We start from the raw sequence: 22,379 nt of genomic DNA, 5'->3' as shown, positions 1-22,379 counted from the left end.
TATTCCTTTCAGGAACGCGTCAAAAATGGGCGCTGTGATGGGAGTGGGTTGTGGCAGGCAACGATGCGATCTCCATCACGGATGCCGTCCGGCTCCACGGAGTTGCAAATCTCCGTGGCGCGGGCGCAGCGCGCGCGAAAGGGACAGCCCGTGTGGATTTCCATGGGGCTCGGCATGACGCCGGGGTCGCTGTACTCGGCGAGCTGGTGGCTGGTATCTGGTTCCAGTACGGCCTGCCGCAGCATGAGGGTGTAGGGGTGCCGGGGTGCGGTAAGGACCGCACGCGTCGGACCTTCCTCCACGATCCGCCCGAAATACATGACGGCGGTACGCTCCGCCAAGTGATCCACGACGGCGAGATTGTGGGTGATAACGAGATAGGAAAGACCGAGACGATCGCGAAGGTCCTGCAGCAGGTTCAGGATCTGTGCCTGAACCGACACGTCGAGCGCCGATGTCGGTTCGTCGCAGATCAGCGCTCTCGGTTCGCCCACGAGGGCTCTTGCGATGGAAACGCGCTGCCTCTGGCCGCCCGACAATTGGGCCGGCATCCGTGTGCAAAATTCCGAGGGGAGCCCCACCAAGTCGAGCATGGCTCGCACCCGCTCGCGCCGCTCAGCGCGGCCGCCATTGCCTGTGGCGGCGAGCGGCAGGCTGACGATCTGCTCGATCGTCTTTCGTGGATTGAGGGAAACAAAAGGATCCTGGAAGACCGGCTGAACGCGACGCGCCACCTCCTTCCGCGACAGGGAAACGACATCGTCTCCGCCGATGAATATCTCGCCGCCGCTCGGCCGCGATAGGCCGAGGAGCATTTTTGCCAAGGTGGACTTGCCACAGCCGGATTCGCCGACGAGGGCCAGCGCCTCGCCGGAGCCCAGGGTAAGATCGACTCCACGCACCGCCCGGAGAACGCGTGGTTTGGACGCAGCGCCCCCTCCGGATATGGGAAAGGCCTGATGCACGGCGCGTGCTTCGATGATCGGCATGGCGTCACGCATGGGTGTTCGCCTCCAGAAGGTGCGCATTGATGCAGCGGACCGCATGCCCGGGAGCGACGGATTCCAGCTCGACGGGGTGTTTCCGACACCGATCGTCCGCCATGTCGCAACGCGCGGCAAAGACGCAACCATCCGGCAAGCGCGAAAGGTTCGCCACATGCCCCCGAATGGTGGGAAGTCGCTGCCCCATCTGCCCCGATCCGATGCGAGGGATGCAGGAAAGCAGTCCGCGCGTGTAGGGATGTTGCGGTGATGCGAAAAGCGCATCGACATCGCTCTGTTCAACGATTTCGCCTGCATACATCACCGCAACATCATCCGCGACCGCCGACACGACGCCGAGATCGTGCGTGATCAAAATGACAGCGAGCCCCATTTGTCGTTGTAAGTCCCGCAACACGCGCAGAACCTGCGCCTGAATGGTGACATCAAGCGCCGTTGTCGGTTCGTCCGCGATGACCAGGGCAGGTTCGCACATGAGCGCCATGGCGATCATCGCCCGCTGGCGCAGGCCGCCTGAGAGTTCGAAGGGATATTGCGCGAGCCTTTCCCGCGGCGCCGGCATTCCGACCTGCTCGAGCAGGTCGATGGCGCGCTTGCGGGCATCCTGCCTGCCTTTTTTGCAGTGCCGCAGATGGACTTCCTCGAGCTGCTCGCCGATCGTGTAGGCGGGGTTGAAAGACGCGGTGGGGTCCTGAAAGATCATGCCGATCCGGTTGCCGCGGATATCCTCCATGGAGCGATCCGTTTGGGCTAGAAGATCGATTCCGTCGAATGTCAGGCGCCGGGCCCGGCGTTGGGCACCTTTCGGCAGCAATCCCATGATCGATAGGGCAGTAATGGACTTGCCCGATCCCGACTCCCCGACAATGGCGAGTGTGCGTCCTGCAGCCGCGGCCAAGCTGAGCCCCCTGACGGCCTGCAGCCGCCCGCTCCGTGCGGGCAGATCGACATGAAGATCTTCGATGACGAGCAAGGAAACTTTCTCCGGTTGGGCGATTTCCGTTCCAATCCCGAGAAGTCCAGCCTAGAAAGAAGCCGAAATCCAATTCAATCGCTCAATACGGCTATAGGATCTGGCCTATGTACCCCAGCCTTCGCCATCTCCAGATATTCCGCTTGTTCTCGCGAGTGCTGAACGTGACTGAAACCGCGCGCGTGCTTCGCATTTCGCAGCCGACGGTCAGCCAGGCCCTGAAGGAGTTGGAGGCCCAGCTCGGCGTTTCGCTGATCATCCGGGGTAATGGCCCTCTGCGGTTGACCGCCGACGCTCAGGTGCTGCTCAAGGGCATGGACGATGTGCTCGACAACATGCAGTCTCTTCGCGATCGCGCAGCCAGATTGCGCGGCGAACATCATTCAAGCCTGTCCGTCGCCACGGTCCACCCGCTCACTGCCTCAATTCTGCCGCGGGCGATCGAGCAGCTACTGACGACCGAGCCGAAGGCGCGGGTCAATATTGAGGCCCATCCGAGCCGGGACGTGGTGAGGATGGTCAAGGAGCGCGCCGCGGATATTGGCTTCACGTTTCTGCCAATCGAACAGCAGGACCTGATGGTGCGCCCGCTGCTGCGCACTGAAATGGTGTGCCTCACGCCCATCGGGCATCGGCTGGCTGGATCGCCGGTCATCGCGCCTGAGGATCTCAGAGACGACCTGATCATCACCCTTGGCACACAGATCAGGCAGGAATTCGACGTCCGCCTTGCCTTCGAGGGCGCGGATGACGACGCGCGGTTCATTACCACGAACCACTCGATCGTATCCGCGGACCTGGTCCGCCAGGGTGTCGGAGTCGCTATTACGCTGCCTTTTGTTCTCACGCAGGCAAGCCTGCGTGACATCGCCGTCTCAGCGTTCAGGCCCGAGATCAAGCGGATGCTCGTTGCCGTCTATTTGCGGCAACCGACCATGTCCCCGCTCGCGAAAAGCTTCATGCTGTTCGTGCGTGAGGAACTGCGTCAGTTCAGCCGTGAGCTCAGCGCGCGGGGCATCACGTCGAGTGTTCCCTGACGGTCCCGCACCATTGGGAAAAGCCTATCGCTGTATGCGGCTTTCCTATTGGACTGGTCTTTCTCGTTTCCTGCATCATCGCCTGTGTCGGTGTCCAGCGTCTGGCATGCCGCCATGAAATCGATGTGCTCGAGAAGGACAAAGCCATTATGGACGACGCTCTCTGGAAACTTCCCGCCACGCAACTTCAAACAGCCTACCGGAGCGGGAAGTTTCGCCCGAGCGATGTCCTTTCGGCGGTGCTGGAGCGCTCGTCCAAGGTCGATCCTGTCCTGAACGTGTTCGCAACCTTGGACGAGGAGGGTGCGCGCCGCAGCGCGGCCGAAAGCGATAAGCGCTTCGCCCGTCAGGAACCCGCGGGCCCGCTCGACGGGATTCCAATCACCGTCAAGGACAATATCCCGGTCAAAGGTCTGCGCTGCGCGTGGGGAAGCAAACTGTTCCTCGATCAGATTTCTCAGACCGACGAATTGCCGGTTGCGCGGGTGCGCCAGGAAGGCGCTATCATTCTCGGCAAGACCAACGTTTCCGAGTTCACCCTCGGCCGCGGCAACGTCCACACATTAGCCTTCGGCACCACGCGCAATCCTTGGAACCCAGCTCTGACGAGTGGCGCATCGACCGGCGGCGGTGCTGCCGCGGTCGCATCGGGCATTGGACCCATTGCCTACGGCACCGACGGCGGCGGTTCGATCCGGCGGCCGGCGAGCCACAATGGTCTTGTCGGGTTGAAGCCTTCGACCGGCCGTGTCGCGCGCCGGGACGGTCTGCCGGTCATTCTCCATGATTTCGAGATCGTCGGGCCTCTAGCGCGGACAGTGGACGACCTGGCCATGGCGCTCACGGCCATCGAGGGGCCGGATCCGCTCGACCGCATGTCCTACGGTTTCAAGCCCGGCGCGCTGGAGCGCGGCGCCAAGAATCTTCGCATTCTCTACGTGCCGCGACTAGGCGACATTCCGGTTGAGGCGCCGATCGCCGAATCCTGCGCTGAGGCGGCGCGCAAGCTAGCCAAGCTGGGCTTTGACGTCGAGGAGGGGGCTGCGCCGTTCGATGTTGCGCTCTTCGAAAAGCATTGGCCGGTCGTCGGCTCGACCGGGCTTGCCTGGCTGTTGCGCGACACGCCGTGGGAAGGGCGCGTTGGTGAACCTTATCCGCCGATGATCGAGAAAGGCAAATCGCTGAGCGCGATCGACTATGTCGATGCGCTGGCCGCCTTTCGTCAGGTCTACGCGCAGCTTGCGCAAAATTTCGAGCGCTACGATCTCGTGATGACCCCGTCTGCTGGCGCTGTGCCGTGGAAGGCCGAGGAATACGGTCCTCCGTACCACCGCGTGTTTACCGGCTTCGTGAATGCGGCAGGCCTGCCCGGCATCAGCATTCCTTGCGATCCAACCCCAGATGGTCTGCCGGTTGGGTTTCAGCTCATCGCTCCCTTCGGCGCGGACTGGAGTTTGCTATCCGTCGCGAAGGACTACGAAGAAGCCTATCCGTGGGCCGACCGCTGGCCCTCGCTCTGACCCGCGCCGGTCGTGTCTCTCCGAACGGCTCCCCTCCGAAAGCCTTATCATGACAATCAATCTTACCGCCACAGCGCGTGGAACATTCGCCATTGCGCCCACGCCTTTTCATGACGACGGTCGGATCGACGAAACGTCGATCGACCGCATGTCCGATTTCTATGTCGAGAGCGGCTGCACCGGCCTTACCATCCTTGGCATGATGGGCGAAGCGCAAAAGCTCGATGCCGACGAGACGCGCCTTGTGACCGAGCGCATCGTCCGACGGATCGGTTCTACGATCCCGGTGGTCGTTGGCGTATCCTCTCCCGGCTTTGCCGCAATGCGCTCGCTCGCCCGTCTCTCCATGGATGTGGGTGCCGCGGGCGTCATGATCGCGCCACCCTCTACCTTGAAGACCGATGATCAGATCGTCAGCTATTTCGCCCAGGCGACGGAAGCGATCGGCTCGGACGTACCGTGGGTTCTGCAGGACTTTCCTCTTGCACTCAACGTGGTGATGACGCCGGACGTCATCCGACGTATCGTTGGCGCCAGTCCGGCCTGCGTAATGCTCAAGCACGAGGACTGGCCCGGCCTGGAAAAGATCACGAAACTGCGGTCCTTCGAATCCGAGGGGACGATGCGTCGCCTTTCCATCCTGACAGGAAATGGTGGCCTGTTCCTCGATTTCGAAATGGAACGCGGCGCCGACGGGGCCATGACGGGATACGCCTTCCCGGAGTTGTTGACCGACGTCGTAACATTGTCGGCGGAGGGCAAGAAGGACGAGGCGCACGATCTCTTCGACGCCCACCTTCCCCTCATCCGCTACGAGCAGCAGCCCGGTGCCGGGCTGGCCGTGCGCAAACACGTGCTCAAGCTTCGCGGTGTTCTCGCATCCGACGCGCAACGCAAGCCTGCTACCTCAGCAAGCCCGATCGCGCGAAAGGAAATTGCCTACCTGCTCGATCGCGTCGCGCAGAAGGACAAACGCGTCGCGCAGGCGGCAGGCGCCGCCAAGGGAGCAGTGGCATGAAGCTCGGAATTGAAGGGAAGGTCGCGCTCGTTCTTGGAGCGGGCGGCGGCCTCGGCAGCGCGATCGCCCTTGCGCTCGCTGCAGATGGAGCCAAGGTCGCGCTCGCAGATATCGACGCCGACAGCCTTGCCCGAACCGCGGCTGAGGTCCGTAAGGCGGGCGCGCAGGCTCTCACCATTGTGTGGGATCTCGGCGACATCGCCTCTGTCGAAGCGAACGTCGCCACCATCGAACGCGAATGGGGACCTGTCGACATTCTCGTGAACAATACGGGAGGGCCGCCGCCGAGCCCCGCCTCCGGCCAGACCGCAGAAACATGGGAAAAGCATTTTCGTGCGATGGTTCTCTCGGTCATCGCCGTGACCGATCGCGTTCTTCCCGGCATGCGCGCAAGGCAGTGGGGACGGATCATCACCTCGGCATCCTCCGGCGTGATAGCCCCCATTCCCAATCTCGGACTGTCGAACGCGCTGCGGCTTTCCCTCGTCGGTTGGTCGAAGACGCTGGCGCGCGAGGTTGCCCGCGACGGCGTGACGGCAAACATCGTCATTCCTGGACGGATCGCGACAGGTCGCATCCGCTTTCTCGATCAGCAGAAGGCCGCGCGCGAGGGCCGGTCCGTTGAGGATGTCACGGCGGAGAGCACGCAATCCATCCCCATGGGGCGATATGGCGAGCCTCCGGAATACGCGGCCGCTGTCACCTTTCTCGCCAGCGCACAGGCCTCGTACATCACCGGTGCGACCTTGCGGATCGATGGCGGCCTGATCGCGAGCATTTGAAGATGGAGCGGACGTTGACGGATACGATCCATGTGATCAACCCCAACTCGAGCGCGCATGTCACACAGGCCATCGCGCTCGCCGCTGCTCCTTTCCAGGCTGCGGGTCGGGACGTGATCTGCGTTTCGATGTCGGACGGGCCGAAGGGCATCGAGACGGAGACCGACCTGCAAGACTCGGTCCCACCGATGCTGCGCTACGCCCTCGAAAAGGAAACTGAGGCTGCGGCGTTCGTTGTCGCCTGTTTCAGCGATCCCGGCCTTTTCCTGCTGCGCGAGCGCCTGCGGCGACCGGTCTTCGGCATCGCAGAATGCGGCGCGCTGGCAGCCATGCTGCTGGGTCGGCGTCTTGGCGTCATCTCCATTCTCCAGGCAGCCGTTCCACGTCACTTACGCTACTTCGCAGCGATGGGTATCGGTGAACGGCTCGCAGGCGACAGGGCGATCGGACTTGGTGTCGCCGAACTCAAGGACCGTGAGGCAATGTTCGCACGGATGGTCGAGACGGGCCAGATTCTGAAACGTCAGGATGGCGCGGACGTAATTCTCATGGGTGGCGCCGCCATGTCGGGCATTCGCGCATCGCTCGAGCATGAGCTCGGCATTCCCGTCGTGGACCCGACCCAGGCCGCGATCGCCATGGCAGATGGATTCACGAAATTGAATCGACCCGGAAATATAAAATGATACGCAGAGCCACCATGATATCGGGAATTCTATCGCGCCGAGAAGTTATTGCGGTTCGCATGAAAGGAACCCTTGACCATGTCCTATGATCTCGTCATTCGCGGTGGCGTCGTCGGCACCTCAGAGGGTACCTTTGCAGCGGATGTTGGCGTTCGTGGTGGCCGCATCGTGGGGATTGGCACGGATCTGGCAACCGGCGCGGCCGAATTGGACGCGAAGGGACGTTTTGTTCTGCCCGGCGGAGTCGACAGTCATTGTCACATCGAGCAAATGTCCGCCGCGGGCATCATGACGGCGGACGATTTCGAGAGCGCGACTGCATCTGCGGCATTCGGTGGCACGACGACCGTCATCTCCTTCGCAGCACAGCAACGAGGTATGGATCTCAGAACTGTCGTGAAGGACTATCACCTCGCTGCGCGACGGGGCGCGATGGTGGACTACAGTTTCCATATGATCGTCGCCGACCCGACCGAAGAAGCTCTCGCTGCGCTACCGGAGTTGATCGGAGAGGGGCATGCTTCGATCAAGGCCTTCATGACCTATGACCGAATCCGGCTCGAGGACGAGCAAATCCTCGACCTCCTTGCAATCGCACGCGAGCACGATGCGACGGTCTGCGTCCATGCCGAGAACCACGGCATGATCGCGTGGATGTCGAAACGCTTGCTCCAGGATGGCAAGACCTCGCCGCGGTACCAGCCGGCGAGCCATCCTCGGGAATCGGAGACGGAAGCCTTTCAACGATTGATCGCGATGGCGGAATTCACCGGTCATCCCGTGACGATCTTTCACGTCTCGACGTCGGAGGGTGCAGCGGTGGTGCGTGAGGCGCGCGAACGCGGCGTGCGCGTCACGGCAGAAACCTGCCCACACTATCTTCTCCTGACAGAGGAGGACGTGGACAAGCCGGGAATCGAGGGCGCCAAGTGGTGCTGCAGCCCGCCATTACGCAGCAAATCCGATCAGGAAGCATTGTGGGAGGCGCTGCGCCGGCGCGATCTCCAGCTCGTTTCATCGGATCACGCACCCTATGCATGGGATGAGACGGGCAAGCTCAAGAACGGGCCGAACGCGACGTTTAAGCAGATCGCCAATGGAATGCCCGGCCTCGAGGCACGTCAGATGCTCATGTTCGACGCGATGATTTCGCAGGGGCGCATGTCGATTGCGGATTTTGTCGATCTCACTTCCACCGCGCCGGCGAGGCACTACGGGCTCTTTCCACGCAAGGGAGCCATCATGATCGGCGCTGATGCCGATATCGTTCTCTGGAACCCCGAGCGGTCCCATACGCTTACGGCGGCCACGCTGCACGATCGGACGGGATACACCCCCTATGAGGGCCGCACCGTGCGCGGTTACCCAGAAATCGTTGTGCGCCGCGGAGAGATCATCGTCGCCGATGGGGACCTGAGGGCGACGAAGGGGTCCGGCACCTTTCTCCCGCGCGGCGCTGGCTTCGCATGACCGTGGACGACACGGTCGAATTATGGTTTAGCGAACACCGCGACTTGGCGGCCGCGAGTGCCCGTGACCAAGGCTCGCGAGCAGCACGTCCCGGTCGGATCGTGATCGAGAGCAGCCGGACTTATCGCGGGCGGTCATGCCCTGCGATGCCACCAACAATTGCGCGATTGATCAAGATGCAGACGGACCTGATCCGGTTGAGGCCTTACCCGAGCAACCGCATCGAGCAGGATTATCAGCGGTCAAGGCCTTGCGAATGGTTCCGTCGCAAATTTGGAGTGAGGTCAAATGATGCCGGAATACCCATGCGATATTCACACTGCGAGCAGATCGAATTGATCCGCGAGTGACGGCTGCAGATTTTGGGCGTACTGCGCCTGTCCTTTCCTCATCATGTGGATCATCTCAATCCCGCCGAGAAGGACACGGGCAGTGTCGACGGTTTGGAAACCGAGCATGGGCCGAACGCGCCTTTTGATCCGACGATGATCCTGTTCGATGCGGTTGTTCAAATAGCGGCTTTGTCGAATCTTGATCGGCTTTGGCTCATGCCTTGATCTATCCTGCAGTCGGTCTGTCCTGTCGCAGGACATGATCGCTTCTCGGTTGGTCTGGCTGCCATCGATGACGACCCGATCTGGACGGCCATGCCGTTTGAGAACCAAGATTTCGCAGGCTCAGATTGTAGGCCAGATGCCGCCGAACACGGAGCAGGATCGCGGATCGATCGAAAGGCCTGCCCTTGAACACCGTGTCCTCAGTCGTTGAGACTGCCGACACAGTACCTGAAACTCTGAAACAAACGGTTTGCGACAGATCCCGTCTACTTCGCATGCGCGCTTCACGCAGCAGATGGGACGGCGATCCGCCCTCCCCTGCCGGAAAGCTGGTTGCGCACCCCTATTGGGGCATGGTCGCTGCCGCTGCCGTCGTCATCCTGTAGGTGTCTCCACTTCACGCGGTCAATCCATGTAACGATGGGTTTGGATCAATGGCCCGTTTGCAATGGCGGTTTCGAAATGTCTAGGATCGACTCGAAGCTCTCCTCATTGTCCGACTACGTCGAACTCCCCAGCCCGGACATCCTCGACAAGGCCAAGCGGTTTCACACGTTTCTGGAGGACCTTCAGAGATGTGACTTCAAGAAGTACATCCTGCCTGTGCGGCGTTACGCCAACGGTCGCGCGATCGTCGATGACGATGTCATCGTATTCGGCCCTGCTGATTATCTGGACTTGTCCCGGACTGACTGGCGCGGCGTTTCTTCTGCGTTGTGGCAAGGTGCCGACGGCGCATCTTTGTCGAACGCTTTGACGATGGCGTTGTCGCCCAACGGTCGCGGCGGACGGCACGCCTGGAAGGCATTGTCCATCATCTCGGGCATGCTCTCGGAGGCCGGCCCCGGCAGGCCATAGCTTCCCATGCTTCCTTCGCGCACCTCGAAAAGTTCGAGCACGCCGAGTTGAGCTCTTTCACCGAGCACGCAGATAGGGCTCCCGCAACACAAGCCCTATGCTCTGAAGACGAGATAAAGCCTCGCGCACGGGTCGTGCTGAGTTGCACTAGAGCAAGCGTGGACGGGGCGCCGGTTTCCTACACCCCGTGTATGGGTCACGCGGCTTTGACACCGGACAGGAAGGCATTGACCTCCTGCCCCAGATTATCCGAGTCGCGAGCCAGCTCCCGCGCGGCGCCGAGAACCCGCGAGGCTGCTGCCCCTGTCTCACCGGCACCTCGCCTGACATTGTCGATGTTGCCGGTAACCATCTCGGTGCCACGCGCCGCCTCCTGCACGTTGCGGGCGATCTCCGCCGTGGCCGCCCCCTGCTCCTCCATCGCCGCCGCAATCGACACCGAGATTTGCGACATCTCCATGATTGTGCGGGCGATCTGCTGGATCGCACCGACGGCCTGTGTCGTTACTTGCTGCACCGAGCCGATCTGACTCGAGATCTCCTCCGTCGCCTTGGCGGTCTGGTTGGCCAGTTCCTTAACCTCGGAGGCCACCACGGCAAAGCCCTTGCCGGCCTCACCGGCGCGCGCCGCCTCGATAGTGGCGTTGAGCGCCAAGAGGTTGGTCTGGCCCGCGATGGTGTTGATCAGTGCGATCACGTGACCGATCTTCTCGGCCGAGGCAGCCAGCATCTGCACGGTATCATTCGTGCGCTCGGCATCGGCCACCGCCCGCTCCGCGATCTGGGACGACTGAGTGACTTGGCCGGCGATCTCGCGGATCGAGATCGACAGCTCCTCGGTGGCGGCCGCCACCGTTTGGACATTAGCCGAGGTCTGCTCGGCGGCCGAGGCCACGGTGACGGCCTGACCGTTGGTTTGATCGGCCACATGAGCCATGGATTGCGCCGTAGCTTCCATCTCGGTGGCGGACGAGGACAGGCTCTGCGTGAGAGCCGAGACATTCGTCTCGAACTGCTTCGTCAGCTGATCTAACACCTGCGCTCTGTGCATCTTGGCGTCGTTCTCGGCCTCCTGCTCGACCGCGAGGCGCCGAGCCTCGATGGCATTGCGGCGGAACACCTCCAACGCCCGAGCCACAGCGCCGATCTCGTCCTGTCGCGCTGCAAGATCCTGGGTGGCGGTCACGTCGGTATTTCCGGAGCTGAGGCGATTTATCGCTTCCGTCACACCCGCGAGCGGCCGCTGGACGAGTCGGCGGACCAACACCAACAACAGAGCTGACAGTGCGATGAGAAGAACGAGAGCGGACACCGCGATGAACCGTTCGAGTTGGTGCGCCGGCGCAAGGAGCCCGTCGACGGGCAAGGTCACCATCACTGACCACGGCGTGTCGGAGCGCCCAACCTTCAGCGGAACGAAAATCCGAAGCACCTCATGGCCACCGTCGAGAACACTCTCCACACGCTGTACATGCGCTTCACCGCGCGCAATCATATCCTTGACGCTCGCAAGCGTTTCATCGCGCGCCTCGATAGATTTCGTCAGCATGGAAGGATCGCGCGCGGCGAGCCACACGCCCTTGTTCGAAATAAGGGCGACGCTTCCGATCCCTAAAGGCTTCAGCTTGGCAAGCGCTTGTTCAATATTCGACAGCGCAAGGTCGATGCCGACGATACCAAGCCTCTTCCCATCCAGCGTGACCGGCGCTGAGAGGCTCGTCATAAGAGTCGGACGACCCTCGATCTCGTAGATGTACGGTTCGATCAGAGACTCGCGCTGCGTCTTCATCGGGACGATGTAATAATCTCCATCACCAGGAACTGTGTAATTGACGAGTGCATTGACTAAAATACGATCGCCGGCTCGCACGATATAAGGGACGAAACGGCCAGTCTGATCGCTCCCGGGCTTACCGACGAAGTCCGTATCGCGTCCATCGAATGCGTTAGGCTCCCAGCCGGTCCAGGTGCCCAGAAGCTGCGGGTTATTCTGAAGCACGTCGCGAAGAACGGCCTCATAACTCTGGCGGTTGGGGGAGCTTGTCCGATAGATACCCTTGAACGCATCGACCATCGTCCGCACCGCGCTCATCGACTGGTCAAGCTCGCGGCCAATATCTTCTGCTATACCGTCAGCAATGGCGCGGCCAGCCTCCAAAGCAGCGCGTTCGGAGTTGTTTCGCGTCTGATGCGCAATCACGAACACCATCGAACCAATGCCCAAGATCAAAGATGCGACCACCGCAATAGCCAGTTTGAGGCCGATAGACCGGCGAATGAGCCCCGCGATGTGCATTTCTTCGTCTCTCCACCGAAATCAGCCGATATCAACATCGTCTATGCGTCAGCAAAGAGCCCTTAGTGGCCGAATTCACCGCGCCTATGATCAGGCGGGTCAATACGAAAGAACCCATGAATATATTGCTAATTGCGTGAGCCGGCCCTCACCCTCCGCAATGGATGAATCGGGACGCGCATCCGAATGATCCGCGAAGATCCACGGCCTGAACGTGGACAGAGGGCTAGATGAAGTAACGATCGGTTGATCGCGGGAGTTCGGGCTTGCTGTCACCGTTGGAGACCATGATCGTGGTCTCCGCCCCTGGAGCTTCGAAGGCTTGGAGGCCGATCACGGCGCCAGGCCGGCGTGGGGCATCGGCAGGAGATCATCATGGCTGAGCATACCTCCCCCAAAGGCGCATCCGTTGTCCTGGCGAACATGGGCAAGCTGCTGCCCGATCTTGAGGCGCTCTATATGGACATTCACGCCCATCCCGAATTGTCGATGCAGGAGATGCGAACGGCGGGTATTGCTGCGGACAGGCTCAAGAAAGCCGGTTACGAGGTAACGACAGGGGTCGGCCAGACCGGTGTGGTGGGACTGCTCCGCAACGGCGAGGGGCCGACGGTGATGCTGCGCGCGGACATGGACGCGTTGCCGATCGCTGAGAACACCGGCCTTGCCTATGCCAGCAAAGTCACGGCAACGGATGCCGAAGGGAACTCCGTGCCGGTTGGGCATATGTGCGGCCACGACATGCATGTGGCCTGGCTGGTAGGTGCGGCGACATTGTTGTCACAGGTGCGCGATGGTTGGAAGGGTACCTTGATGGCCGTCTTCCAGCCTGGTGAAGAAACCGCCCAAGGCGCCCAAGCCATGATCGACGACGGCTTGCTTGAACGCTTTCCCAGGCCGGATGTTGTGCTTGGCCAGCATGTCATGGTCGGTCCCGCGGGTACCGTCGCCGGCAGCGCCGGGCCAATCACCTCTGCGGCGGACAGCCTTCAAATCCGCCTGTTCGGGCGCGGCGCGCATGGCTCGATGCCGCAGGCCAGCGTCGACCCCGTCGTCATGGCGGCATCCGTCGTCCTGCGGCTCCAGACGGTTGTGTCACGGGAGATTGCCGCTACCGATGCAGCGGTGCTCACGGTCGGAGTGTTGCAGGCCGGCACGAAGGAGAACGTCATTCCCGGCGATGCCATCATCAAGCTCAATGTGCGCACATTCGATGCCGGCGTGCGCAAGCATGTGCTCGAGGCGATCGAGCGGATTGTCAATGCCGAGGCCGAAGCCTCGGGTGCCCCGCGCAAGCCCGAGATCACGCCGCTCGACCACTATCCGTTGAATGTGAACGACGAGGCCGCGAGCAACCGCATCGCCGAGGCTTTTCGCGGTTATTTTTCTCCAGACCGGGTGAAGCACACCGGCCCCGCGCCGGCTAGTGAGGATTTCGGCTGCTTCGGTACCGCGTGGCAGGTGCCTTCGGTGTTCTGGTTTGTAGGTGGAACCGATCCGGAGACTTATTTCAAGGCCAAAGCGGCGGGCAGGCTGAACGAGTTACCGGTCAATCACAGCCCGCAATTCGCGCCGGTTCTGCATCCGACGCTCGAGACTGGAATCGAGGCTCTGGTCATTGGCGCGCAGGCCTGGCTTGGCGCGGACCGCCCCGGCTTATGTGGCCAAGGTTAATGCAACGGTCCCCAGAGGTGGCCGCTGGAGATCTGCTCTCCGTTCGTCTTCTTCGATGTGATCCGGGTCTAGATCAGGGATGAGAGGTTTGTGCGCAACAAGGCCGTCGATATCCCCCCGCATTCTTCCGGGTAGAACGAAGGAGATCCCCGGGATCTGGATCGCGCTTTACTGAAAACCCGCTCGGTACCGCGCCTCAAAATCTCCAGGAAAAGTTGCCCTTGAGCGCATGCTCCTGTGCCCGCGAACCGATCTGGCCACTGTAGGAGACGCCGAGAGTGATTGCCTCGCTGGCTCGCCAGTCGAGGCCCGCCTCCGCAAGGAGTGCATCCCGGTCCACCGGTACTCCCGACACCGCAAAGGAGCCCACCTCGCCCGCAAAGGCCAACAAGGCTGCAGGCTCGACATCCCCATAGGCATGCCGCCAGCCCACAAGCCCCCTCAGCAGGAGTGGCACCTCGTCGCTCAGCCGCGCCTCGGCCCGAACTCCGAGCGTCGTCGTGCCAAGCTCGTAGGTTCGCCCAAAACCCGTTAGCGCCGCCTCCCCGCCGTGCTCCTGGAAGCCGTCCGTGTGAAGCCGCAGCGCCGCAGCGCCGGCAAACGGCTCGACCGCCACGCGCCCCAGCCCGATCCGATAGCCAACCTCCCCGAACGCCTGAACCGTCGAGCCGTCGTAGGACGCACGCAGCGCCTCGGCAAAGCCGGGGAATGCGACGTTACGGCTCACGGCGAAGTCGTGGTGTGCAAACGAGGTTCCGAGCCTCAAGGAGAGGTTGCCCCAGGAGCCTGCCCCATAGAGGGCTCCGAAAACGCTCTCGTTGGCCCCTGAGGAGAGCCTTGCCTCCACGTCGAAGGAAGTCCGGGTGTAGCCACCCGCGAGCCCTAGGCGGAGCCCGTCCGAGACCTCGGCGTCGGCACCGAGGACGAACCCGCCGGTGGAGGCATCGAGGGAGGCGGCGTTGCCGTCGGAGCGGGTTTTGCCCCAGGCGCCGAAGCCCTCGCCCCAGAGGGCGTAGCGGGGTGCCACGGGACTGGGCGCCACAGCGACGGGCTGCGGGGCCTTGTCGGGCCGGTCCGCGGCATAGGCGGCCGCATAGGAGCCCTGGGCCAATAACGGTAGAGTGCTGCCGGTCAGGGGTTGGCGCAGGCGGCTAAGAACACTGTTTTGGACAAGTTGGGCATTGCCGTAGGCGACGCTCGCGACCCAGGCATGCGCCTCGCCCGACAATAGATCGAACGCACGATCCGCAGAAGCTGCATCCAGCCGTATGAGAGCATCCTCAAGCTTGCTCAAGGCCCCGAGGGAGTCGATTGCCGCTGCCACGTTCTTGTCGCCCGACGATGTTGCGGCATCAGCCAGCGACACCGTATTACGCTCGAAGCTCACCGTCACGCTGCCGCCGGCATAGTGCAGCCGGGGGTCCAGAAAGGCCGATACGCTGTTGCTGCGCAACGTGCCGAAAATGCCGGTTGCGCCGCCTGCGGAACTGATGATCTCCAGCGGCGTGCCCACGGGAGCGAGGCCATCCACCAGGACCACCTCCAGGGTGCCGCCCGCCAGGGTCGTCGTGCCGCCCACAACCAGCTTGTCATGGGCACCCCGGTTGTTTGCGTCCACCCGGTAAATGGAGCTCGACAGAAGGGTGGCGTTGCCCGTGACGGTCAGGGTCCCGAAGCTGCCGGCGGCCGCGCCTGGCTCCAAGGTGCCAGCAACAGTCAGCGGGGCCTGGACGATACCGGTTCCCCGCAGGATTCCGGCTGGGCCCACTGTCATGGCGGACGCGACGGAGCCCGAAAGGGTAAGGGCGCCTCCGAGGACCTGAGTGCCGCCGGAATAGGTATTGGCGCCAGCGAGGACGAGATTGCCTGCGCCGCGTTTGATGAGACCACCCGAGCCGACGATGTCGTTGGACCAAGTGGAATCGTAGCCTCTCGTGTCCACATCGAAGGCCGGTGCGAAGCCCTCTGCGCCGAACTCCTTCGGTCCCCTGACCGCCCGTCCGAGGTTGAAGAGCCCGCGGCCGTAGATCTCCTTCGGGCCGATCGGATCTGTCGTGGTCAGGATAACCTCGATGATCTGCCGCGCCGTCATGTAGGGGAAGGCCTCGCGCAGTACGGCCGCACCGCCCGCGACCACGGGTGCCGCCATGGATGTGCCGACCATGGGCGCATAGGTGCTGAAGGGATAGGTGGAGAGAATCTCGTACTCTGCCCTGTTCTGCCCGGGCCTGGCATCATCACCGCCAGGCGCAGAAAGGCACCACAGGAAGGTCACACCGCAGCGGTTGCTGTAGCTCGCGATCTGGTTGTTGCGGTCGGTTGCGACGACGGTGATGAGGCTGCCCTGGAGATCGGAGAAGTCGAGGCTGGCGTAATGCGGATCGTTGGGATCCGCGTACACATAGGTCGCGGGGTTGTTGAGGTCGGTGCCGCCTGTGATGAATTTGTAGACACCGGCCTGGGTGTTGCCGGGGCGAATGAAGGGAAGGAAGCCGATCCCGTCGGGGCTGGACGCCGCGATCGGCTGAGATTGATAGGCGTTGCCAGCCGAGAAGACGAGAACGATATCCGCATCCGCCGCAGCCTTGACGGCCTTGTATTCCGTCTCGATGTTCGGACCACCAATCAGCTTGTCCGACATCACCCTGTGGTACGGATTCTGCATATAGTTGCCGGGCGAGGCGGGATCAGGGATCCACCGGGGCGGCAGCGCGTCTGGCCCGTAGCTACCGTTGAGAACTTTCGCGCCGGACTGGGCTGCGTAATGGAGTGCGGCAACGGTTGGATCGTGCGTTCCGTCGTTGGCCACTTCGACAGCCCTCAAGGGGAGGATCGTCGCGTTGTAAGCCACGCCCTGGGTGCCGACGCCGTCGCGCGCGGCACCGATGATGCCGGCCACGTGGGTGCCATGACCTTCGATCTCTCCGTTCTCCTTCAGATCCGACATGAAGCCCGGCGGCTCGTTCACGGCGAAGGAGCGCAGAAGCGGCGATATACGGCCGAGGAATTCCGGATGACCCATGTCGAGTCCGGTATCGACGACAGCCACAAGGACACCCTTGCCCGTGAAGCCCAGCGCATAGGCCTCCGCCGCGTTGATCTTCCCGAGATACCAGGACCGCTGATATTCGTCCGTCTCGTAGAAGGCGGGGCTTGCTGCCGTGGTGTAGGATCCGTTGGAGAACACCGACTGCGCGAACACCGGGAGGTGAACCGAGGCGTCGGCGGCTGAAGCCTTCGACGGGCCCGCGAGAAGTCCGATTGTCGCGGTTCCGGCCAGGAGTCCGGTTAGAAGAAGGCGCGCTTGAACGGAGCGGCACCCGCTCGTTCTGGAAACTCGGAGCGAAGAAATCATCAAGTCCAACCTTGCTTCCCAAAACACCCGCTATCACCGTCAGGACCAAATGAAGTCACCCTCGAGCGCATACTCTCAGGTGCGGCTTCAGTGATGCCGACTGGGAAACTTCCCTTACGGAAGGTCACAGCCTCCTCCCTAACCGATCACACAGCCGCGCACTTTGCCGTTCGCCTCAATTTTTTTGCTGTTTGTCTCAGGTGGATGACGTGAGGAGGAAGAGCCGACCATCAGCCCCGGAGATGACGGATCCACTGTGCCAGAACCGGCTCCTCGCAGCCGCGGGGGCCGGAGGGGCGGCGATACGCCACCCGTGGGGAAAAGCCCACCTCGAAGCGTGCCTCGCGGGGCGACATGTCGAACATACGCCGGAACGCCCGGCTGAAGGCGGCCTCGTTACCGAAGCCCCAGGCATAAGCAAGGTCGCCGATTGACCGATGCGCGTGAGCCGGAGATGTGATCTCAGCGAAGCAGCGAAGCATGCGCCGTTCGCGGATGTACCCTGCCAATCCACCCAGCGGCTCGAACATACGGGCCAACGTGGCTCGTGACAGGTTGAACTCGCGGGCAATGCGGTCGACCGTCAGTCCGGGGACCGCCAGATTGTCGTCGATGTAGCGTTTGACGACGAGGAGCCGCGCGCCGCGCCTCGTCGACGTCGCGGCCTCGTGCGCGTCCGTCGCCGGGCCGAAGCAGCCAGCGATCAGGCGTGCCGTGGCCTCGGCGATACCCGCTCCGTCCCCTGCGTCCAAAGAACCCGCCGTTGCATAGAGCGTTTGCATATAGTTGGCGAGCAGAAAGCCCAGCCCGGACCGGCCCGACAGCACGATGCCGTGCAGCCCGTCGGGGTTGCTCACCAGTGGCGCCAACAGCGGCCGCGGCACGACAAGGGTCAGGTTGCGGAAATCCTCGGCTTCTGTGCGCACGGTTCGGGAAAGGTCGAGGATGTTGATATCCCCTGGCCCGACGCGGATCGACCGATCTTCGACCTCTCCCGCAAATCCACCCCGAGGGTAAAGCTGAACGCAAAAATGATCGATCCCGCTGCGCGCGATGGTCGCCGCAGACCGGCGGAACTGCTGGGCGACGGACTCTGCGCTACCGACGAGAATCGGCCCGAGATGGTAACCGTCAACCTTGATCCGGAAGGCATCGACGGCTTGCCGATCGGGCACCGACGCATCGAACAGGACGGATATGATGTTGCGCCAGGTTGCGTACGCTTCCTCCCGCGAGGAGGCGTACGATCCATCGAACGCAAAAGATGGCGGGTTCTGCATTATCTCGCGGGTGTCATCGATTTGAGAATCGTCGGTCGCATCAGAGTGCGAGACTATAAGAATGAAATCAGAGGTCGGACAATCACCGTCGCCTGCACATTGAATTGCCAGCTCTCGGTCGGCCTCCGCCAAAGGCTCGATGGAAGGCCGCAGCCGAACCCTCGCCCCAACGAGGGCCCGTGGAACCGGCCGTGGTTCGATCGCCTTGCCTAGCGTCGGCTGGCAAGCCCCAAGCGACGCGCACCATCGATCGCTGTGTTGGACAAAGCCCGCAGCGTCACACTCGCTCCGTCTCGGCCATCTGAACCCGCTCCTTTGGCAAATCGATGCCGTGTCGGGCGATCAGGACAGGCGCTTGCCGGTAGCCTTATCGAACAGATGCGACAGGGATGGGTTCGGCAGAATGGGGATGACGTCCCCAGGGCGAGCGTTTATCCGCTCACGGAACACACAGGTTACATCTCGTCCGCCCAGACTCCCGATGACCTGAGTTTCCGATCCAGTCGGTTCGACGACGCGCACCGTGAGAGGGATCCCGTCGCCCGTGACGTGAAAGTGCTCGGGTCGGATACCATAGAAGGCAGCCTTGCCTGACGATGCCTGCGGGGCTGTTGCGAGCGGCATCGATACCTCGCCGATCTTAAACCCATCCGCCTCGATACGCCCTTCCAGGATGTTCATGGCGGGGGATCCGATAAAGCCAGCGACGAAGAGGTTGGCGGGCCGATCATAGAGCTCGAGCGGGGCACCGATCTGCTCGACAATGCCGTCATGCATCACCACGATCTTGTCCGCCATGGTCATGGCCTCGATCTGATCGTGCGTCACATAGATCGTCGTGGTCTTGAGCCGCTGATGCAGCGCCTTGATCTCAGCGCGCATCTGCACCCGCAGCTTGGCATCCAGGTTGGACAGTGGCTCGTCGAACAAAAACACCTGCGGATCGCGTACGATGGCACGGCCCATGGCCACTCGCTGACGCTGACCGCCTGAGAGCTGGCGCGGATAGCGCTCAAGGAGCGGCGCCAGGCCGAGTATCTCGGCGGCCCGCCTGACCTTGTCGTCGATTTCGGCTTTGCTAGCCCGCTTGAGCTTGAGCGAGAAGGCCATGTTGTCGGCGACCGTCATATGCGGGTAGAGGGCATAGTTCTGGAACACCATGGCGATGTCGCGATCTTTCGGCGGCACGGTGTTGACGATGCGATCGCCGATGCGGATGTCGCCGCCCGTGATGTCCTCCAGTCCCGCGATCATCCGCAGAAGCGTGGATTTCCCACAGCCCGAGGGGCCCACCAAAATCACAAACTCGCCGTCGGCGATATCCACCGAGACCCCGTGCAGAACTGCGGCGGCGCCGTACGACTTCCGGGCATTGCGAATGGTGACTGAGGACATGGGGCCGGCCCTAGTGGGGGATTGAGAAAATTAGGAGATGCGGTGGGCGTCGAGCACGGCCCGGTCGAGGGTCACGCCGAGGCCTGGGGCCTGCGGCACCGCAAGCTGGCCCTCTTCGAGCTGAAGCGCGCTGCCGACGAGAGGTGCACAGAGCGTATCCCGCAGTGGGTTGTCGTAGACCATGCACTCGAAGCTGCGGAAGGTTTCGGCCGCTGCGGCAAGATGAAGGCTCGCGGCAACGCAGATCGCACCCGACCAGCCCACATGGGGCGCATAGGCCACGTGATGCGCCGCAGCCAGCTCCGCGATCCGCCAAGTCTCCGTGATCCCGCCTGAGCGGGTCACGTCCGGTTGGATCATGCCGAGGGAGCGGTCTTCGAGCGAAATCAAAGCCTCGGCGGCCACATAGTCGCTCTCGCCGGCCGCAAGCCTAATCGGAAGGTGCTGAGACAGTCGTCGGTAGCCTGCACGATCATGCGGTGCGATGGGCTCCTCGAAGAAATCGTAGCCGAGATCAGCAAGGGCTCGGCCGATCGAAACGGCTTCATCCACGTCGTAGGCCCAATTCGCATCGACGCCAAGCAGCGCGTCCGGCGCGAGGCGGCGCACCAGCGCGGCTCGGGCGAGGGCATCTTTTATGGGACGACCGAGCTTCACCTTGATCTCGCGGAATCCGAGCGCCAGCGCATGCGCGACTTCGGCCTCAACGGTTGCATCGTCGAGCCAGTTGATGGACGACGCATAGGCGTTGACGTGCGTGCGGCCCATCCCACCGAGCAAGCGATGGATGGGCTCGCCCGCGATCTTGCCTGCAATATCCCAGAGAGCGATGTCGACGGCTGCGATGGCTTCCACCAGCTGCCCGCCCGGACGTCCCGTGAGAGCACCTCTCATGACGCGCCATAGGCGACGTCGGTCGCGGACATCCTGGCCGATCAGGCGCGGCGCCAATGCCTCGTTTACGAGAGCCGCATATCCTCGAGCTCCGCGCCGGGCCAAGCCCTCACCGATTCCGATGATTCCCGTCTCGGTCTCGATCTCCACCACCAGGATTTCGACCGCAGGAAAGTCGCCCTGCGAGGTCCGCTGGGCTTTCGGCAGGACCACTCTCAGAGGATGGGATGTCACGCTGCGGATGCGCCCGGCCGCATTCGGGCTGGAAGGGACTTCGCCCAACTGCAGACGAGGGGAGGAGGACATTACTGTGGGACCTTCAGCTCTTCAGGTGAATGGTGACGAGAACGGTGTTGGCGCTGTCTTCGGGCAGGGTGGCGGCAAGACGAAGCCAGGTGCCGAAATGGGAGACGCGAGCGAAGGTCACGGCGTCCTTTCTGTCCGGAAGGGGGATTTCCGCGCCTTCCGGAGCCCAGTTCATGCCGTCCGGAGAGATCTCCACTCGCGCACGGACCTGCGGCCCCGACGGTGCCTTGAGGGAGCGCACGAAAATGATCGCTTCCTTCGCCCAGCCCGCCTCGTAGGGTTCGGTCGCCGCCTCGCCGGTCCAGGTTTCGTTACGTGCAATGATCGCGCTCGTGCTGGTGCGCATCAGAAATCTCCCGAGAGGCAGACGGAATCGAGATAGAGAAATGCGCGCTTGTCGGTGTCTGTCTCGGCAAAGAATGCGAGATTGAGCATGCACCAGAGGTTTTTCATGGCCGGAAGGCGCAAGGAGTCGAAGCCGGAAACATCGAACTCCCGATCGTTGCAGCGGAAGCCCGTGCAGGTCATCGAGGCGAGGTCGAAGTCGAAGCGGATATAGTGCCAGTTCACCTTGGTGGGGATTTCATTGTAGCAGAGCCGCTGATCGCCGCCGGGCAAGTCCTCCCAGTCCTCAGGGGCGAGATGGTAATGGCTGATCGTCTTGTTTTCGGTGCCGAGCGGAATGATCGGAACGGAACGCCGCTTGAACTGCCACCGCTGGACATGCTCCCCGTCACGGGCGTTCAGGAAGCGCATATGAGGCATCACCCGCTCGCCGCCAGCGCCGTGGCGATCGCCGACCTGGAGGTCGAACAGAAAACCGAAGGACCGGATGTCGCTTTCGGACAATTTCAGTTCCGTCGCCTCGGGCTTGAAGGTCACATAGGCCTCCATGCGGATCGGCCCGGCTTCGCGGAACGTGAGGCGCTTGATGGCGACGTTCTGCGCCCCTCGGCGCGGGCGCGTGGCGATCTTAAGGGCATAGTTGCCGTCCACGGAATTGTGGGAGCCCGCGTCCCAATGGGCCAGGCTGGACAGCATGGGAGAGGTGTGCTGGGCGTAGCCCGGCAGCATGGAATCGAGGCTGTCCTCGTAATTGCCGACGAGCTGGGTCCAGCCACAGAAGCCGCGGTCGAAATCATCCAGGCAGATGATGCGCGACAGGGGATCGAAGCGGCTCAAAGCCGGATCTGTCCAGGTCGCAGGCGGCTGCGCCGTTCGATGGTGGCCTAGCATGTCTGATGTCTCCTGAAATTCATGATCCCTTCCGGGCA

At 62.4% G+C, this 22,379-nt stretch carries 16 protein-coding genes and 2 pseudogenes; 8 read left to right on the top strand and 10 right to left on the bottom strand.

Features of this window, described 5'->3' with window-relative positions; all coding sequences use genetic code 11:
* Positions 1 to 8 precede the first annotated feature (8 nt).
* Positions 9 to 1,001 carry an oligopeptide/dipeptide ABC transporter ATP-binding protein gene (locus I2H38_RS19170; RefSeq protein WP_229426814.1) on the bottom strand — a complete coding sequence of 331 codons (993 nt, stop codon included), beginning with the start codon at positions 999 to 1,001 and terminating at the stop codon, positions 9 to 11.
* Positions 994 to 1,977: an ABC transporter ATP-binding protein gene (locus tag I2H38_RS19165; RefSeq protein ID WP_210324876.1), complete on the bottom strand. Its 984-nt coding sequence runs from the start codon at positions 1,975 to 1,977 to the stop codon at positions 994 to 996. Before I2H38_RS19165 ends, I2H38_RS19170 begins: the two co-directional genes overlap by 8 nt.
* Positions 1,978 to 2,084: 107 nt before the next feature.
* Here I2H38_RS19165 and I2H38_RS19160 point away from each other — a divergent pair, with 107 nt between their 5' ends.
* From I2H38_RS19160 to hydA, 6 genes are all read left to right on the top strand, one after another.
* A complete protein-coding gene (locus tag I2H38_RS19160; RefSeq protein WP_196273476.1) occupies positions 2,085 to 3,014 on the top strand; it encodes a LysR family transcriptional regulator in 930 nt (309 codons plus the stop codon).
* A 149-nt stretch (positions 3,015 to 3,163) separates the two neighbouring features.
* Positions 3,164 to 4,534 carry an amidase gene (locus I2H38_RS19155; protein WP_196273475.1) on the top strand — a complete coding sequence of 457 codons (1,371 nt, stop codon included), beginning with the start codon at positions 3,164 to 3,166 and terminating at the stop codon, positions 4,532 to 4,534.
* Positions 4,535 to 4,589: 55 nt separating this feature from the next.
* Positions 4,590 to 5,552, top strand: coding sequence for a dihydrodipicolinate synthase family protein (locus I2H38_RS19150; protein WP_196273497.1), 963 nt, complete (start codon positions 4,590 to 4,592; stop codon positions 5,550 to 5,552).
* Positions 5,549 to 6,334, top strand: coding sequence for an SDR family oxidoreductase (locus tag I2H38_RS19145; RefSeq protein ID WP_196273474.1), 786 nt, complete (start codon positions 5,549 to 5,551; stop codon positions 6,332 to 6,334). The genes I2H38_RS19150 and I2H38_RS19145 overlap by 4 nt, the downstream gene beginning before the upstream one ends.
* Before the next feature lie 14 nt (positions 6,335 to 6,348).
* Positions 6,349 to 7,020 carry an aspartate/glutamate racemase family protein gene (locus I2H38_RS19140; protein ID WP_229426813.1) on the top strand — a complete coding sequence of 224 codons (672 nt, stop codon included), beginning with the start codon at positions 6,349 to 6,351 and terminating at the stop codon, positions 7,018 to 7,020.
* Positions 7,021 to 7,098: 78 nt separating this feature from the next.
* Complete coding sequence (hydA, locus tag I2H38_RS19135) at positions 7,099 to 8,490, top strand: dihydropyrimidinase (protein ID WP_196273472.1); 1,392 nt, start codon at positions 7,099 to 7,101, stop codon at positions 8,488 to 8,490.
* A 314-nt stretch (positions 8,491 to 8,804) separates the two neighbouring features.
* On the opposite strand, the pseudogene I2H38_RS19130 reads toward hydA, so the two are convergent.
* Positions 8,805 to 9,149: pseudogene (locus I2H38_RS19130) on the bottom strand (DDE-type integrase/transposase/recombinase); the annotation flags it as partial.
* Positions 9,150 to 9,742: 593 nt separating this feature from the next.
* Here I2H38_RS19130 and I2H38_RS21575 point away from each other — a divergent pair.
* A pseudogene (locus I2H38_RS21575) lies at positions 9,743 to 9,907 on the top strand (ISL3 family transposase); the annotation flags it as partial.
* A gap of 194 nt (positions 9,908 to 10,101) precedes the next feature.
* Here I2H38_RS21575 and I2H38_RS19115 read toward each other — a convergent pair.
* The gene (locus I2H38_RS19115; protein ID WP_196273470.1) at positions 10,102 to 12,201 is read right to left on the bottom strand and encodes a methyl-accepting chemotaxis protein; all 2,100 of its coding nucleotides are present in this window, start codon (positions 12,199 to 12,201) and stop codon (positions 10,102 to 10,104) included.
* 375 nt (positions 12,202 to 12,576) lie between these two features.
* Here I2H38_RS19115 and I2H38_RS19110 point away from each other — a divergent pair, with 375 nt between their 5' ends.
* Positions 12,577 to 13,875, top strand: coding sequence for a M20 family metallopeptidase (locus tag I2H38_RS19110; RefSeq protein WP_196273469.1), 1,299 nt, complete (start codon positions 12,577 to 12,579; stop codon positions 13,873 to 13,875).
* 196 nt (positions 13,876 to 14,071) lie between these two features.
* On the opposite strand, the gene I2H38_RS21450 is transcribed toward I2H38_RS19110, so the two are convergent.
* From I2H38_RS21450 to I2H38_RS19080, 6 genes are all read right to left on the bottom strand, one after another.
* Positions 14,072 to 17,230, bottom strand: a complete 3,159-nt coding sequence (locus I2H38_RS21450) for an autotransporter domain-containing protein (RefSeq protein WP_196273468.1) — start codon at positions 17,228 to 17,230, stop codon at positions 14,072 to 14,074.
* A gap of 230 nt (positions 17,231 to 17,460) precedes the next feature.
* The gene (locus I2H38_RS19100) at positions 17,461 to 18,510 is read right to left on the bottom strand and encodes a helix-turn-helix domain-containing protein (protein WP_196273467.1); all 1,050 of its coding nucleotides are present in this window, start codon (positions 18,508 to 18,510) and stop codon (positions 17,461 to 17,463) included.
* Positions 18,511 to 18,852: 342 nt separating this feature from the next.
* The gene (locus I2H38_RS19095; RefSeq protein WP_196273466.1) at positions 18,853 to 19,905 is read right to left on the bottom strand and encodes an ABC transporter ATP-binding protein; all 1,053 of its coding nucleotides are present in this window, start codon (positions 19,903 to 19,905) and stop codon (positions 18,853 to 18,855) included.
* Positions 19,906 to 19,935: 30 nt separating this feature from the next.
* Complete coding sequence (locus I2H38_RS19090) at positions 19,936 to 21,105, bottom strand: mandelate racemase/muconate lactonizing enzyme family protein (protein WP_196273465.1); 1,170 nt, start codon at positions 21,103 to 21,105, stop codon at positions 19,936 to 19,938.
* A 13-nt stretch (positions 21,106 to 21,118) separates the two neighbouring features.
* Positions 21,119 to 21,451: a hypothetical protein gene (locus I2H38_RS19085; RefSeq protein ID WP_229426812.1), complete on the bottom strand. Its 333-nt coding sequence runs from the start codon at positions 21,449 to 21,451 to the stop codon at positions 21,119 to 21,121.
* Entirely contained in the window at positions 21,451 to 22,341 is an 891-nt protein-coding gene (locus tag I2H38_RS19080) for a DUF6772 family protein (RefSeq protein ID WP_196273464.1), read from the bottom strand. The genes I2H38_RS19085 and I2H38_RS19080 overlap by 1 nt, the downstream gene beginning before the upstream one ends.
* Positions 22,342 to 22,379 lie beyond the last annotated feature (38 nt).

It is taken from the genome of Microvirga alba (assembly GCF_015694465.1).
Classification (GTDB): domain Bacteria; phylum Pseudomonadota; class Alphaproteobacteria; order Rhizobiales; family Beijerinckiaceae; genus Microvirga; species Microvirga alba.
The sequence above is the reverse complement of the archived record's forward strand: the minus strand, read 5'-3'. Positions and strand labels throughout refer to the sequence as shown.